This is a genomic window from Arenibacter sp. F26102, from assembly GCF_023015865.1.
Taxonomy (GTDB): domain Bacteria; phylum Bacteroidota; class Bacteroidia; order Flavobacteriales; family Flavobacteriaceae; genus Arenibacter.
Genome location: NZ_JALKBC010000004.1, coordinates 274342 through 288967, shown reverse-complemented (window position 1 = coordinate 288967; position 14626 = coordinate 274342). Strand labels below are relative to the sequence as shown.

Annotated in this window: 15 protein-coding genes; 10 read left to right on the top strand and 5 right to left on the bottom strand. The window is 38.5% G+C overall.

The window, feature by feature from the left end; all coding sequences use genetic code 11:
- The first annotated feature begins 21 nt into the window (after positions 1–21).
- Positions 22–702, top strand: coding sequence for a metal-dependent hydrolase (locus tag MWU78_RS07415; RefSeq protein WP_246996506.1), 681 nt, complete (start codon positions 22–24; stop codon positions 700–702).
- Here MWU78_RS07415 and MWU78_RS07410 read toward each other — a convergent pair whose 3' ends face one another.
- Positions 703–1497, bottom strand: coding sequence for an SDR family oxidoreductase (locus MWU78_RS07410; RefSeq protein ID WP_246996503.1), 795 nt, complete (start codon positions 1495–1497; stop codon positions 703–705).
- 48 nt (positions 1498–1545) lie between these two features.
- Here MWU78_RS07410 and MWU78_RS07405 point away from each other — a divergent pair, with 48 nt between their 5' ends.
- Genes MWU78_RS07405 through MWU78_RS07395 form a run of 3 tightly spaced genes read left to right on the top strand, consistent with a single transcriptional unit; the run spans position 1546 to position 4610 of the window.
- A complete protein-coding gene (locus tag MWU78_RS07405; RefSeq protein ID WP_246996501.1) occupies positions 1546–2601 on the top strand; it encodes an o-succinylbenzoate synthase in 1056 nt (351 codons plus the stop codon).
- Complete coding sequence (locus MWU78_RS07400; RefSeq protein ID WP_246996500.1) at positions 2591–3550, top strand: CPBP family intramembrane glutamic endopeptidase; 960 nt, start codon at positions 2591–2593, stop codon at positions 3548–3550. Before MWU78_RS07405 ends, MWU78_RS07400 begins: the two co-directional genes overlap by 11 nt.
- Positions 3534–4610, top strand: a complete 1077-nt coding sequence (locus MWU78_RS07395) for an AMP-binding protein (RefSeq protein ID WP_246996498.1) — start codon at positions 3534–3536, stop codon at positions 4608–4610. Before MWU78_RS07400 ends, MWU78_RS07395 begins: the two co-directional genes overlap by 17 nt.
- A gap of 108 nt (positions 4611–4718) precedes the next feature.
- On the opposite strand, the gene MWU78_RS07390 is transcribed toward MWU78_RS07395, so the two are convergent.
- Positions 4719–6347 (bottom strand): carboxyl transferase domain-containing protein, encoded by a 1629-nt coding sequence (locus MWU78_RS07390; RefSeq protein ID WP_246996496.1) that lies wholly within the window; start codon positions 6345–6347, stop codon positions 4719–4721.
- Between the two features lie 73 nt (positions 6348–6420).
- On the opposite strand from MWU78_RS07390, the gene MWU78_RS07385 reads away from it, so the two are divergent.
- From MWU78_RS07385 to ettA, 4 genes are all read left to right on the top strand, one after another.
- Positions 6421–7404, top strand: a complete 984-nt coding sequence (locus MWU78_RS07385) for a Gfo/Idh/MocA family oxidoreductase (protein WP_246996494.1) — start codon at positions 6421–6423, stop codon at positions 7402–7404.
- A gap of 94 nt (positions 7405–7498) precedes the next feature.
- Positions 7499–7741 carry a hypothetical protein gene (locus MWU78_RS07380; protein ID WP_246996492.1) on the top strand — a complete coding sequence of 81 codons (243 nt, stop codon included), beginning with the start codon at positions 7499–7501 and terminating at the stop codon, positions 7739–7741.
- Between the two features lie 120 nt (positions 7742–7861).
- Positions 7862–8044, top strand: a complete 183-nt coding sequence (locus tag MWU78_RS07375) for a CAL67264 family membrane protein (RefSeq protein WP_031443882.1) — start codon at positions 7862–7864, stop codon at positions 8042–8044.
- Positions 8045–8158: 114 nt separating this feature from the next.
- Positions 8159–9850, top strand: a complete 1692-nt coding sequence (gene ettA / locus MWU78_RS07370) for an energy-dependent translational throttle protein EttA (protein ID WP_246996490.1) — start codon at positions 8159–8161, stop codon at positions 9848–9850.
- A gap of 121 nt (positions 9851–9971) precedes the next feature.
- On the opposite strand, the gene MWU78_RS07365 is transcribed toward ettA, so the two are convergent.
- Positions 9972–10772: an MBL fold metallo-hydrolase gene (locus MWU78_RS07365; RefSeq protein ID WP_246996488.1), complete on the bottom strand. Its 801-nt coding sequence runs from the start codon at positions 10770–10772 to the stop codon at positions 9972–9974.
- A gap of 12 nt (positions 10773–10784) precedes the next feature.
- Positions 10785–11249 (bottom strand): GNAT family N-acetyltransferase, encoded by a 465-nt coding sequence (locus tag MWU78_RS07360; RefSeq protein ID WP_246996486.1) that lies wholly within the window; start codon positions 11247–11249, stop codon positions 10785–10787.
- 171 nt (positions 11250–11420) lie between these two features.
- On the opposite strand from MWU78_RS07360, the gene MWU78_RS07355 reads away from it, so the two are divergent.
- On the top strand, positions 11421–12308 hold the full coding sequence (locus MWU78_RS07355) for a hypothetical protein (RefSeq protein ID WP_103441938.1): 888 nt from the start codon (positions 11421–11423) through the stop codon (positions 12306–12308).
- A gap of 73 nt (positions 12309–12381) precedes the next feature.
- Here the strand turns inward: MWU78_RS07355 and fumC are convergent, their stop codons facing one another.
- Positions 12382–13779 (bottom strand): class II fumarate hydratase, encoded by a 1398-nt coding sequence (gene fumC / locus MWU78_RS07350; RefSeq protein WP_246996484.1) that lies wholly within the window; start codon positions 13777–13779, stop codon positions 12382–12384.
- Between the two features lie 278 nt (positions 13780–14057).
- Here fumC and MWU78_RS07345 point away from each other — a divergent pair, with 278 nt between their 5' ends.
- The gene (locus MWU78_RS07345; protein WP_246996482.1) at positions 14058–14597 is read left to right on the top strand and encodes a CHRD domain-containing protein; all 540 of its coding nucleotides are present in this window, start codon (positions 14058–14060) and stop codon (positions 14595–14597) included.
- The last annotated feature ends 29 nt before the right edge of the window (positions 14598–14626 follow it).

Sequence of the window (14626 nt, the reverse complement as noted above, 5' to 3'; positions counted from 1 at the left end):
TGAATTAAAACAGTTCAACTTATGCAAATTACTTTTCTAGGTCATGCTTCCTTGCTAATTACAACAGCAGGCAAAAGGATATTGGTGGATCCATTTATTTCCGGGAATGAAAAAACTTCTGGAAAAATTGACATAAAAGATTTAAAACCCGATTACATCCTGGTTACCCACGCCCATCAAGATCATACCTTGGATGTTGAGGAAATTGGAAAAATGAACAATGCCACAGTGGTAAGCAATTATGAGATTGCCACTTACTATGAGAGCAAGGGCCTTACCGCTCACCCTATGAATCATGGCGGGAGCTGGGATTTCGATTTTGGGACCCTTAAATATGTTAATGCCATTCATACCTCTTCCTTTCCTGATGGATCTTACGGGGGGCAACCAGGAGGATTTGTTTTATCTTCTGAAGATAAACATATATATATCGCCGGAGATACTGCATTGACTATGGACATGAAGCTTATTCCAATGTCTTTTAAATTGGATCTTGCCGTATTACCCGTTGGGGACAACTTTACAATGGGGGTTGAGGACGCCATTAAAGCGTCTGATTTTGTTGAATGCCCTAAGATATTGGGCTACCATTATGATACCTTTGGGTATATAGTGATAGATCATAAAGAGTCCATTCAAAAATTTTCCAAGCTAGGAAAGGCATTAATATTATTGGGAATAGGGGAGTCTTTAGGGGTTTAACTATCTCACTTTATTTCGCAATACCACCTTGTGGAGCAGTTTAGGAAAAAATCTTTTTAAATAGATACCCATTACTTCCTTCCGACCAATATAAACTTCAAATTTTTGAGTTTCTATTGCTTTCACCATTTTTTTAGCAAATACCTGGGTAGATAATCCATTTTTTGTGGCAGTATCATTGTCTACCTGGGGAGTACCATCTGCCGTAAGGGCATTTATTGCTATATTGGTATTTACAAAACCGGGGCATACGAGGGTAACCCTTATGTTGTCCTTTTCGTGTTCCATACGCAGAACATCGAAAAAACCGTGAAGAGCGTGTTTGGCCCCGCAATATCCTGAACGATAAGGAGATCCAAACTTCCCCATTAGACTAGTTACAGTAACAAAGTGGCCATTTTTCTGGGACACAAAATGTGGAAGTATTGCTTTGGTAAGGGCAATGGTGCCCATATAGTTTATATCCATCAATTTCTTATACACTTCCAAATCGGTTTCCATAATTAAGGAACGTTGACTTATGCCTGCATTATTTATCAATATGTCTATTGGTCCATGGAAAGACATAGCAGTATTTACAATTTCAGACATTTTATCCATATCTACCAGATCTAATGGGAGTAAGGAGATGTAATCATTATTTGGACAACGATTCTTTACCAATTGTATATCTTCTAATTTTCTGGAAGAAATAACCAGTTTATAGCCCCGGCGATTAAATTCATAGGTAAGTGCTTCACCAATGCCAGAGGAAGCCCCCGTTATCCAAGCCACTTTGTTGACTTTTGTAGTCATTTTTTTCATTTTAAGAAAAAAAGATAACTAAATTTGATCTTATATTTCATGAAAGCGACCTACAAAAAATACATTTTAGAATTTAAACGTCCCAGCGGTACTTCCAGGGGTATAATGACCCATAAAGAAACCTTCTTTATTATTTTGGAGAAGAATAAAAAATTTGGAATTGGGGAATGTGGTATTTTAAAGGGATTAAGTGTTGATGATGTCCCAGACTATGAAGAAAGGCTAAAATGGACCTGCGATAATATCAATTTGGGAAAAAAAAGACTATGGGAAGCTTTGATGGATTACCCAAGTATTCAGTTCGGGGTGGAGCAAGCTTTTTTATCCTTAAATTCCCAAAATCCCTTTTTACTTTACCCTTCAGAATTCACGGAAAACAATAGCCCCATAGCAATCAACGGACTGATTTGGATGGGAGATGAGCATTTTATGCTCCAGCAGATCCAGCAAAAGTTGGAGGAAGGCTTCAAATGCATAAAATTAAAAATTGGAGCAATAGATTTTGAGAAAGAAATAGCCCTATTAAAATCAATTCGAAATAAATACAGTGAAAAGGAAATCGAACTAAGGGTCGATGCCAATGGCGCTTTTCTTCCTTCGGAGGCAATGGATAAACTGGAACGTCTTTCTCAATTTGACCTCCACTCTATAGAACAGCCCATTAAGGCTGGGAACCCCAATGAAATGAAAAGATTGTGTTCAAATACGCCCATTCCAATTGCTTTGGACGAGGAGCTTATTGGAGTAACACATGTAACGGAAAAGGAGAAACTGCTACAAACCATAAAACCGGAATATATAATCTTAAAACCAAGTTTAATTGGTGGATTCAGGGGAAGTTTGGAGTGGATTGAAATAGCAGATGCACACAATATAAAATGGTGGGTTACCAGTGCATTGGAAAGCAATATTGGTCTTAATGCCATTGCCCAATGGACTTATACCTTAAACAATAACTTACCTCAGGGACTGGGTACCGGAGGTTTGTACAACAATAATTTTGATTGCCCGTTGACCTTGGAGAATGGCACTTTAAAATATGCCAATAACAAGGTTTGGGAAACTAATTTAATACAGAGCATATATGTATATTGAACAAGGGTATAAAGGAAATCATGAATCTTGGAGATATTTGGTAGGAATTGTGGTCATATTTATTGGATGGCAACTTGTGGGTTCAATTCCATTGCTTGGTGTTATAATAATGAAGTCTCTTGGCGGTGAAACCTTTCCTACGGATGTTAGTGGGATGTCCAAAATGGTAGGAAGCAACCTATTCCTATTCTTAATGTTGATTTCATTTGTTTTTGGTCTATTGGCAACCTTTCTTACCGTAAAATATGTACATCGCCAAACCATAGTTTCCCTTACCACAAGTAGAACTAAAATTGATTGGAAAAGAGTTTTCTATGCTTTCGGCCTTTGGGGATTGATTACTATTTTAATTACTGGAGTGGACATTTATTTCTCCCCTGAGGATTATGTCTTCAATTTTAATGCGAAACCCTTTATTATTTTATGCCTTATATCGGTATTTTTGATTCCACTCCAAACTAGTTTTGAAGAGTATTTTATGCGTGGATATCTCATGCAGGGCATAGGGTTAATATCAGGAAAAAGATGGGTGCCTTTGGTAATCACCTCAATGATTTTTGGGTTGTTGCATCTTTTTAATCCTGAGGTAGAAAAATTGGGGTACGGTATAATGGTCTACTATATTGGTACCGGATTTTTTCTTGGGATTTTAACGCTAATGGACGAAGGATTGGAATTAGCTATAGGTTTCCATGCGGCCAATAATTTATTAACGGCCCTCTTGGTAACCGCAGATTGGACCGCTTTCCAGACCGAATCGCTCTACAGGGATATATCCGAACCAAAGTTGGGATGGGATGTTTTTTTGCCGGTTTTGGTAATCTATCCCATCCTATTGATTGTGTTTTCCAAAAAATATGGCTGGACCAAATGGAAGGAGCGTCTGACTGGTGATGTACAAAATATTGAAACAGTTCAATTAGTTGAGGATAGTGAGTCCAATCTATAAAAATATCCATCCCAAATTCAAATTCAACGGAATCCATTACGATTTCGTGGATTTAAAGGAATTGGCATACAGTCTGATCAAGGAAGGACAAGAGTATGAAGTAGGGATTGGCAATTTCCTTATGGATTGGCTGGATGATTCGGATTCCATGCAAGTTAAAACTTCAGGCTCTACCGGCATTCCGAAAATAATTACCTTGAAAAAGGAGCATATGGTCAACTCCGCTCTAGCCACAGGAGTATTTTTTAAATTGGGAGCAGGAGCTAAGACCCTTAATTGTTTGTCGGTAAATTTTATTGCTGGTAAAATGATGTTGGTACGCGCCATGGTTCTCGGCTGGGAAATGGACTTTGTTGAGCCTTCCGCCAATCCACTGGAATTGAGCTCCCTGCACTATGATTTTGGTGCTATGGTACCTATACAGGTACAAAATTCAATACCTTATTTAAACCTAATAACCACTTTAATAATTGGAGGTGCACCCATTTCGCAAGAACTAAAATTAAGTTTAAGCAGGGTAAATACTAAGGTTTTTGAAACCTATGGTATGACCGAAACCATTACTCATATTGCAGTGAAGAAACTTTCCGATGGTTCCGTCACCAACAATTTTAATGCACTACCAAATGTTGTTTTCACTAAGGACGAAAGGGATTGCCTAGTAATAGAAGCCCCTAAAGTTTCGGACGCAATTATAGTGACCAATGATGTGGTAAACCTAATATCTTCTTCAGAATTCCAATGGTTGGGGAGGTATGATAATGTTATAAATTCGGGCGGAGTAAAATTAATTCCAGAACAATTGGAGTCCAAATTGTCGTCTTTAATTAATTCAAGGTTTTTTGTTTCTGGAATCCCTGATGCCCAATTGGGCAAGAAAATGGTTTTGGTGGTCGAAGGAAATGTTGATACTGAGCAATTGCATGTGGATATAAAATCCCTTAACTCAATTTCCAAATATGAAATCCCCAAAGAAATATTTAGCGTACCCAAGTTCGTTGAGACGGGCAGTGGCAAGGTAAATAGGGCTGAAACTTTAAGGCTACTCCATTTGGAATAGTTTATTTGAAGGGTGGATTCAAGAGTTTCCAAATCCCCAAATCAACATATTGCTACATTTGCAAATTGGTACATTTCCAAATTAACCCATTTCCAAATCCTCGAATTATCATACCTGTACCACTCCCATGTTAAAAGGCTTTTCAATAGGAGCATGGTTGGCTGCCTCTATGCCCAATGATATGTATTTCCGAGTGTCCAAAGGATCTATTACCGCGTCTGTCCATAAACGTGAGGCGGCATAATAGGGCGATATTTGGTTGTCATATCGCTGTTTTATTTTATTAAAAAGTTCGTTTTCCTGGGCTTCCGTTATTTTTTCACCTTTTTTCTTTAGCGACGCTGTTTCTATCTGCAGTAATACTTTGGCAGCAGAATTGCCGCTCATTACCGCCAATTCGGCACTGGGCCAAGCCACAATCAATCTTGGGTCGTACGCTTTTCCGCACATGGCGTAATTTCCCGCCCCATAACTATTGCCTATAATAATGGTAAATTTAGGAACAACAGAATTACTCACCGCATTCACCATTTTGGCACCATCCTTAATAATACCACCATGCTCACTTTTACTACCCACCATAAATCCGGTGACGTCCTGTAAAAATACCAGAGGGATTTTCTTTTGATTACAATTGGCAATAAATCGGGTGGCCTTATCCGCGGAATCGGAATATATGACGCCCCCGAACTGCATTTCCCCATTTTTGGTTTTCACCACCTTACGTTGATTTGCTACTATGCCCACAGCCCAACCGTCTATACGGGCATAACCTGTAAGTATTGTTTTACCATAGCCTTCCTTGTATTGTTCAAATTCGGAATTATCTACCAACCGCTTTATAATCTCAAGCATATCGTATTGCTCCGTTCTAGATTTTGGGAGAATGCCATAGATGTCATCTTCCTTTTCCTTAGGTCTGATTGGGGTTATTCTGTTGTACCCTGCCTTGTCATAATCGCCTATTTTATCAATAATGCTTTTTATGGTATCCAAAGCATCTTTATCGTCTTTCGCCTTATAATCCGTAACCCCACTAATTTCACAATGTGTTGTGGCACCCCCTAGGGTTTCATTGTCGATTAACTCCCCAATGGCGGCTTTTACCAGATAGCTACCAGCTAAAAAAATGCTACCTGTCTTGTCCACTATCAATGCTTCATCGCTCATGATGGGGAGATAGGCTCCACCGGCAACACAACTGCCCATAACAGCGGAAATTTGGGTGATTCCCATGCTGCTCATAATAGCATTATTTCTAAATATTCTGCCAAAGTGTTCCTTATCCGGAAAAATTTCATCCTGCATGGGAAGGTATACCCCGGCACTATCTACCAAGTAGATAATGGGCAAGCGGTTTTCCATGGCAATTTCCTGTGCCCTAAGGTTCTTTTTTGCAGTAATTGGAAACCAGGCACCAGCCTTTACGGTAGCATCATTGGCCACTACAATACACTGTTTTCCCTTTATATATCCAATTTTAATAACAACGCCTCCAGAGGGACACCCACCATGGGCTTCGTACATTCCGTCACCTACAAATGCGCCAATTTCTATAGCATCCCTACCTTTGTCCAAAAGATAATCAATACGTTCTCGGGCATTTAATTTGCCCTGGGCATGCTGCTTTTCAATTCGGCTTTTTCCACCGCCAAGTTTTACCTTGGCAAGTCTATTTTTTAAATCTGATAATAGTAATTTATTGTGGTCTTCGTTTTTGTTGAAGTTGATATCCATGTTGTACTGGCTTTCTTTTGCGCAATAAAGATAAGGAGTTATATTTATTAACTTTAATTAAATCATATTCAAAATGGGACTAAAAGTGAGATGGGGAATTATAGGCTTGGGTAATATCGCCCGCAATTTTGTTAAGGACCTTGCCCTAGTGAATGAAGCTCAAATATATGCCGTCGCCTCTCGGGATATGGTCAAGGCCCAAGCATTTTCCAAGGAATACCAAGTGCCTAATGCTTTTGGGAGCTACAAGGAACTTTTCGAGTGCAAGGAGGTTGATGTAGTCTATATTGCCACACCACATACCCTGCATTCAGAACTTACTATTATGGCCATGGATCATGGTAAACACGTGCTATGTGAAAAACCTATGGGCGTAAATAGGGTGGAGGTCCAAAAAATGATAGCGGCTGCGCAACGAAACAAAGTGTTTTTAATGGAAGCCCTATGGAGTAGATTTAATCCTACCATTAAAAGGGTAAAGGAGTTAGTGGATACTGGTGAAATAGGTTCATTGGCCTATTTACATGCAGATTTTGCCTTTTATGCCCTAGATAGGGATTTCGAAGGTAGGGTTTTGAATCCGAAACTTGCAGGAGGATCTTTATTGGACATCGGAATTTATCCTGTTTTTTTAAGTTATTTGCTTCTTGGTAAGCCAGATCAAATTTTATCCACTTCCAATTTTCATGCAAATGGTGCCGAAGTACAGACGTCTATGATTTTTAAGTACCCAAAAGCCCAAGCAATTTTGTATTCGGGATTTACAAGTAGGTCCGAAATGAAAGCTGAAATATCAGGGGAAAAAGGTACTATATATATTCCCGGCAGATGGCATGAGGCCCAAGGATATACCATTGGGAAAAACAATGAAAATGAAGAGATTAAGTTACCAACAACCGGAAGGGGTTATTATTATGAAATTAATGAGGTCCATACCTGTCTTAGTCAAGGTAAATTAGAAAGTGCACTTTGGAGCCATCAAAACAGTTTGGATTTAATAACGATATTGGACACAGTGAGAAAGCAAAATGGAATAGTATTTCCTTTCGAGGGATAACATTTTTAAAAAATGCACAAATCGGGATTACGTTGAAATAATTTCTACATCGATTGAGAACTCATTTTGAGCATAATAGCTAAGGGCTCTCCTCTTGGAACGCAGAGGGCAATTCATTGCCCTGCTCCTAGGTGGGGAAAAGTCCTGGCAACGATCGAGAGGGGAAATTGAAATCCCGTCCCGTAAACCCATACCCTATCTATTGTCTCCGCCCATAAACCTGGGCTATCAATCCCTTCCGACTCCTCCGCAGCTAACGGAGGATTCACCTTCCATTATCCAAGGGAAGGAGCCCTTGCTATCATCATTGCGTGCCAGTTCTTACCTACTAGCTTAGCTCTTGGACCTTATGGCTTTTAGTTATTCCGTCATCGGTAGGAATAAAGTTTTTTGTATGATGATAAATTCTTGTAAAATTTACGATATTTGAGGCTCTACAAACCAAACCGATTAAAACATGGGAATGAATAAGAATACAGTACTTGCTTGGGCAACCTTTATAATGATAATTGTAGGTCTATCGCTTATTGCGTTAGGTGCTTTTAGATATGATGATGTAGCCGGATGGGGATTTGCCTCGGTAGGAATAGGTTTCTTCGCAATTGCATGGGTTTTTAATGCATTAAAAGGAAGGGTATAAGGTATTACATTGGGTTAAGGTTTACCAAAAGAATAGAACAAAATGCTGGAAACCAATAATGACTCACCTAACACCTCAAAATAAAATAATCAAAATTAATAATACATATATAATATGTCGGACGATAAGAAAGTGATTTTCTCCATGTCCGGGGTTACCAAGACGTACAAAACTGCCAATACCCCGGTATTAAAGAACATTTATTTAAGCTTCTTTTACGGAGCAAAGATCGGAATTCTGGGTCTTAATGGTTCCGGTAAATCTACCTTGCTAAAAATAATAGCGGGAGTGGACAAGAACTTCCAGGGAGATGTAGTTTTTTCTCCAGGTTATAAGGTTGGTTATCTTGAGCAGGAACCCCAGTTGGACGAAAATAAAACAGTATTGGAAGTTGTCAAGGAGGGCGTTGCCGAAACCGTTGCTATTTTGGATGAGTACAATAAAATAAATGATATGTTCGGGCTTCCCGAAGTATATGAGGATGCGGATAAGATGCAAAAACTCATGGACAAGCAAGCGGAACTTCAGGACAAAATAGACGCCAGCAATGCCTGGGAGCTGGACACCAAATTGGAAATAGCCATGGATGCCTTGCGTACACCGGACCCCGATAAGAAAATTGGAATACTTTCCGGTGGTGAAAGGAGACGTGTTGCCTTATGTCGATTATTGTTGCAAGAACCTGAAATTCTTTTGCTGGATGAGCCAACGAACCATTTGGATGCAGAATCCGTTCATTGGTTGGAGCATCATCTAGCGGAGTATAAAGGAACCGTTATTGCCGTGACCCATGATAGATATTTCTTGGATAATGTGGCCGGATGGATATTGGAATTGGATAGGGGAGAAGGTATTCCGTGGAAGGGGAACTACTCTAGCTGGTTGGATCAAAAATCCAAGAGAATGGCCCAAGAAAGCAAAACAGCCTCCAAAAGACAAAAAATATTAGAGCGAGAGTTGGATTGGGTCAGACAAGGGGCTAAGGGCAGACAGACCAAACAAAAGGCCCGTTTGCAGAACTATGATAAATTAATGAGCCAGGACCAAAAACAATTGGATGAGAAACTGGAAATCTATATCCCTAATGGACCTCGATTGGGAACCAATGTCATTGAAGCCAATGGAGTAAGTAAGGCCTACGGGGATAAATTGCTTTATGAAGATTTGAACTTTAAATTGCCACAAGCTGGTATAGTAGGCATAATTGGTCCCAACGGGGCAGGTAAAACTACCATTTTCCGTATGATAATGGGCGAGGAGAAACCGGATAAGGGTGAATTTGTAGTGGGGGATACAGCAAAAATTGCCTATGTAGATCAAAGTCATTCCAATATAGATCCTGATAAAACTATTTGGCAGAATTTTAGTGATGAGCAGGAATTGATCATGATGGGAGGCAGACAGGTGAATTCCAGAGCCTATTTAAGTAGATTCAATTTTTCTGGTAGTGAGCAGAACAAAAAAGTGGATATGCTTTCGGGAGGTGAACGGAACCGTTTGCATTTGGCCATGACTTTAAAGGAGGAGGGTAACGTACTACTTTTAGATGAGCCAACTAACGATTTGGATGTTAATACTTTAAGGGCCTTGGAAGAAGGTCTGGAAAATTTTGCCGGATGTGCGGTAGTTATTTCCCACGACAGGTGGTTCCTGGATAGGGTTTGTACCCATATTTTATCGTTTGAAGGGGATTCTCAAGTTTATTTCTTTGAAGGATCTTTCTCTGAATATGAAGAAAATAAAAAGAAACGTTTGGGAGGAGATTTAATACCGAAGCGACTAAAATATAAGAAGTTAATACGCTAATTACTAGCGATATTATTAATAAAAACGCTGTTTCTTTAATCGAGATGATTAAGAAACAGCGTTTTATTACTTAAAAGGTTATGGATTTTATGTTAACGCATATGGTTTATCAGAACATCGATTAATAATCTTCCTTCGGATACCAATCCAATTGTACCACTTCAATATTGGAATCCTTTTCATTTACCAACTTTTTAAACTTTACAACGTCTCCAACATCTGGCTTACCCCTATAATGATAAGGATACACTTGTTTGGGTTTAAATTGCAGAACAGCGTCTGCTGCACTTTCAACGGTCATTGTATAAGGAAGGTTCATACAAACAAAGGCCTTATCTATATTTTGTAGAGCCCGCATTTCAGGAATATCCTCGGTATCACCGGAAAAGTATATGCGTTGATCATTTTTACTAAGCACATACCCATTTCCTCTACCTTTGGTATGAAAATCTTTGGCTTCTTCACGTAGATTGTACATGGGTATAGCTTCGATATTAATTCCATAACGTTCCTTTGAGTCACCATTATTTAGGATGTCCAGTTGGGGTGTAAATTCTGATGGAATCTTATCGGCTACAGCTTGTGGGACAACTATTTTGGCCTTTTTGGTATTTAAGGCCTGTAATGTTTCCAGACTGAAATGATCCCCGTGAATATCGGTAATCAATATTAGGTCAGGTTCCTTGACGTTGGCAAAGGCATCCTTGCCTCCAACTGGGTCTATATAGATGATTGTCCCATCCCAATCCAAAACTGCCGTGGCGTGTTCAATTGGAGTAATATCTAAACCTGAAGACGTATTTTCAGAAACAAGCTCAACGATTTCCTCCTCAGCCGAAGTTTGTTTGGCTTTTTCCTTGCAACCATAAGACAAAAGACCTGTTAGAACAACCAAAGCCATAATATGATTTGAATAACTCATAATTCGAATATTTTAATTTATTAATAGTTCCATTTTAATATCACTCCTGGCGTAGGGAATATTTTTTTCAATTGCAACCTCCATAAAGCCATATTTCTTATAAATATAGAGGGCATTTTCCAACTTGGTGTTGGAGTACAACACTAATTTCTTCCATCTCTTTTGTTTCGCTAGGTTAATGGCAAAACCAAGAAGTGCCTGACCAATTTTTAATCCCTGATAATTTGGATCTACCGCCATTTTACCCAATTCATATTCGTTTTTTCCCATTTTTAGCAATGCAAAACAACCCACTAAATCCTCATTGTACTGGGCAAAATATATATAGCCACCCTTATCTATTATGTTGGCCTCACAATTTTCCAAAAGAATGGCGTCTTTTGGTTCAACATAAAAATATTTTTCCAACCATGCTACATTAAGCTCTTTAAACCTTTTGGCATAGCTTGATTTAAAGGGGACTATTTTTAAACCCATATCAGCAAAATCACCTTATTCCTAAGGTTAAGGTAAGAATTTTGGATTCTTTGGGAGAAAATTTATTTTTTTTTAACTAAAAAAATCTAAAATCCAAACTTGATCGTATATAGAGTGTTACAAACAAATAATTTTAAGGCTAAAAAAATTAAATAATTAATAATTACAATTATGACTGAAACAAAAAGTAATAATGGATTGAAGGTTATAGCAGGTTTATTAGGTGTTATTTTACTTGGTGTAATCATTTACACAGTAAGTTTATATCAAGATAAACAAAAGAACACTGCATTACTTACAAAAGAAAAAGAATTGGTTGTTGAAGACTTGACCAGTTTAAAATCAGAATACGACAAGGCTATCTTGGAAAGTAATGCTACCAATGAAGAATTGGTTTCTGCCAGGGATAACATTGCAAAATACATCGATTCTGTTAAAACTATGAAATCTGATATTGCAAGTCTATATCGATACAGAAAGCAAGTGGGTATTTTAACCAAAGAAAGAGAGCAATTAATAAGAAAAGTAGATTCTTTAACCAGATCTAATACTTTCTTGGCAATGCAAAGAGACAGTACTTATGTTGAATTGGAAAAACAAACAGTTTTCAACGATTCATTAGTAGTACAGAACACTCAGTTGGCAGACGTAGTTTCAAAAGGGTCAGCTTTGAATCTATCAAAATTTTCTGTTGATGCGGTTAAAGAAAGAACTAGTGGTAAAATGGTATCTACTTCTAGAGCTAAGGCAACTGACAAATTAAAAGTTTGTTTCACTGTTGCAGATAACGTTATTGCACAAGCTGGTGACAGACAATTCTTTATTGAAGTTCTAGATCCACAGGGAAATGTACTAGGAGAAAGTTTCTCTAAAACAAGTGATTCCGGAGCTTCTGTAACTTACAGTAAAGGAACCGATTTCTACTATGAGAACCGTTCTTTGGATGTATGTGATTTCATTGACAAGCCAGCGGGAGAATTCCAAAAAGGGAATTATATGGTAAATGTTTATGATAATGGTTTAAAATTATTGGGAACTTCCAAGTTTCAATTGAAATAATAGTAACACTATCCATTTAATTAAAAAGGCCAATCTTTCGGGATTGGCCTTTTTTAATTATTGACTTCAAGTATTAATCCAAGGTACCCACCATATCTTCAGGTTTTACCCACTCATCGTATTCCTCTGCAGTAACATATCCCAAATTAATAGCTTCCTCCTTTAAGGTGGTACCATTTTTATGGGCAGTATTCGCTATTTCCGCAGCCTTATAATACCCAATCTTTGTGTTTAAAGCAGTAACCAACATTAAAGAGTTATTAAGTAGTTGCTTTATTACATCGTGGTTTGGTTCTATACCAACGGCACAATTCTCGTCAAAACTTACACAGGCATCGCCGATTAATTGAGCAGACTGTAAAATATTCGCCGCCATCATGGGTTTAAAAACATTCAGCTCATAATGGCCCTGGGTTCCACCTACGCTTATGGCTACATCGTTCCCCATTACTTGAGCACATACCATGGTCAAGGCTTCACATTGGGTTGGATTTACCTTTCCGGGCATAATGGAACTACCAGGTTCGTTCGCCGGAATAATAATTTCTCCAATGCCAGATCTTGGACCTGATGCCATCATTCTAATGTCATTGGCTATTTTATTAAGGGCTACAGCCAACTGTTTTAAAGCTCCGTGGCTTTCTACAATGGCATCATGTGAGGCCAAGGCCTCAAATTTGTTCTCGGCAGTTTTAAATGGTAGCCCGGTAAATCTGGCTATATACTGTGACACAAGAACATCATAGCCCTTAGGAGCATTCAAACCTGTCCCTACCGCCGTACCTCCAAGAGCCAACTCACTTAAATGATCTAAGGTGTTGTTCAAAGCTTTCAATCCATGGTCCAGTTGGGAAACATAACCCGAAATTTCCTGCCCTAAGGTTAGGGGAGTGGCATCCATTAAATGCGTACGTCCTATTTTTACCACCTTGGCAAATTCTTTCGCCTTTTTATCCAGGGTGTTTCTTAGTTGGGTAACGCCTGGAATAGTAACTTCAATAATTTTTTTATATGCGGCAATATGCATCCCTGTAGGGAATGTATCATTGGACGACTGGGATTTATTTACATCGTCATTGGGCTGTATGGTTTTTTCACCTTCACCGATTTTCTTTCCCGCAAGCTCATGGGCCCTATTGGCAATAACCTCATTTACGTTCATATTACTTTGTGTTCCCGAACCGGTCTGCCATATGACCAAAGGAAATTGGTCATCGTGCTTTCCATCTAAAATCTCATCACAAACCTGTGCAATACGATCTCTTTTTTCTTCGGAAAGTACACCTAATTCATGGTTGGCGTAGGCCGCCGCTTTTTTTAAATAGGCAAATCCATAAACTATGTCCAATGGCATTGAAGCTGCTGGACCAATTTTGAAATTATTTCTCGAGCGTTCGGTCTGCGCTCCCCAGTATTTGTTGGACGGCACTTTAACCTCGCCCATGGTATCCTTTTCTATACGGTATTCCATAATTTAAAATGAGTTTATTGATAATTACAAATTTACGTTTATATCAATGAGTTATAAAATTTAAGGAGCTTGATTTGTTGTTTTAATAGCCATTTTAAAGAATTATAACAATTCCAAAATCAACTGTTTTAGATATTCTGCTAATACAATTTCTGAATATATTTTATTTTTATAATTCCTCAAATCCAGTGTAATTATTTTGTAATTTAATAAGGTTCTTTAAATGGCGTTTCCTGCCAGGTGTTTTTTTTACTCCAAGTATAAATCTAAACAGTATTATGAAAAAAATTATTAATTTTTCAATGGGTTTTTTGGGGCTTTTAGCCCTAATATTATTGTGTGGGGGGTGTTCCTCAGATGTGGTATTTGAACCAACAGAACAGATCTACCCCTTATCAGTGAAATCAAAAATGGGGGAAACTTTTAATTTTACGACCTCCCTAAAGGGAAGGAATGAAGTCCCTGCTGTGCCTTCGGATGCTGCTGGACATGTAAGCATTAAAATAAATAAAGATGAAACTGAAATACATTACAAAATTACCGCTGCCAATATTGAAAACGTAAGGGCAGCACATTTTCATGTTGCTCCAATGGGAAGCAATGGGGGAGTGGTAGCCTTTTTGTATTCCAATACGAATCAACCCTCAGGGCCCCAGAACGGTGTTTTGGTGGAAGGGATAATTACAGCAGATGATCTGATCAACTCAATGTTGGGACAACCCTTGTCCAACTTGATAGATGAAATCCGTGCCGGTAATATCTATGTAAATGTTCATACATCTCAGTATCCCGGAGGGGAGATAAGAGGACAATTGTAAGAAAATTCTATTTTAAAATTCTATACTAC

Bases quoted from the DNA above. Each gene is read 5' to 3' on its own strand.
- MWU78_RS07385 (WP_246996494.1), top strand. From the start codon at position 6,421: ATGGGACTAAAAGTGAGATGGGGAATTATAGGCTTGGGTAATATCGCC.
- MWU78_RS07405 (WP_246996501.1), top strand. From the start codon at position 1,546: ATGAAAGCGACCTACAAAAAATACATTTTAGAATTTAAACGTCCCAGC.
- MWU78_RS07410 (WP_246996503.1), bottom strand. From the start codon at position 1,497: ATGACTACAAAAGTCAACAAAGTGGCTTGGATAACGGGGGCTTCCTCT.
- MWU78_RS07345 (WP_246996482.1), top strand. From the start codon at position 14,058: ATGAAAAAAATTATTAATTTTTCAATGGGTTTTTTGGGGCTTTTAGCC.
- fumC (WP_246996484.1), bottom strand. From the start codon at position 13,779: ATGGAATACCGTATAGAAAAGGATACCATGGGCGAGGTTAAAGTGCCG.
- MWU78_RS07355 (WP_103441938.1), top strand. From the start codon at position 11,421: ATGACTGAAACAAAAAGTAATAATGGATTGAAGGTTATAGCAGGTTTA.
- MWU78_RS07375 (WP_031443882.1), top strand. From the start codon at position 7,862: ATGGGAATGAATAAGAATACAGTACTTGCTTGGGCAACCTTTATAATG.
- MWU78_RS07390 (WP_246996496.1), bottom strand. From the start codon at position 6,347: ATGGATATCAACTTCAACAAAAACGAAGACCACAATAAATTACTATTA.
- MWU78_RS07360 (WP_246996486.1), bottom strand. From the start codon at position 11,249: ATGGGTTTAAAAATAGTCCCCTTTAAATCAAGCTATGCCAAAAGGTTT.
- MWU78_RS07415 (WP_246996506.1), top strand. From the start codon at position 22: ATGCAAATTACTTTTCTAGGTCATGCTTCCTTGCTAATTACAACAGCA.
- ettA (WP_246996490.1), top strand. From the start codon at position 8,159: ATGTCGGACGATAAGAAAGTGATTTTCTCCATGTCCGGGGTTACCAAG.
- MWU78_RS07400 (WP_246996500.1), top strand. From the start codon at position 2,591: ATGTATATTGAACAAGGGTATAAAGGAAATCATGAATCTTGGAGATAT.
- MWU78_RS07365 (WP_246996488.1), bottom strand. From the start codon at position 10,772: ATGAGTTATTCAAATCATATTATGGCTTTGGTTGTTCTAACAGGTCTT.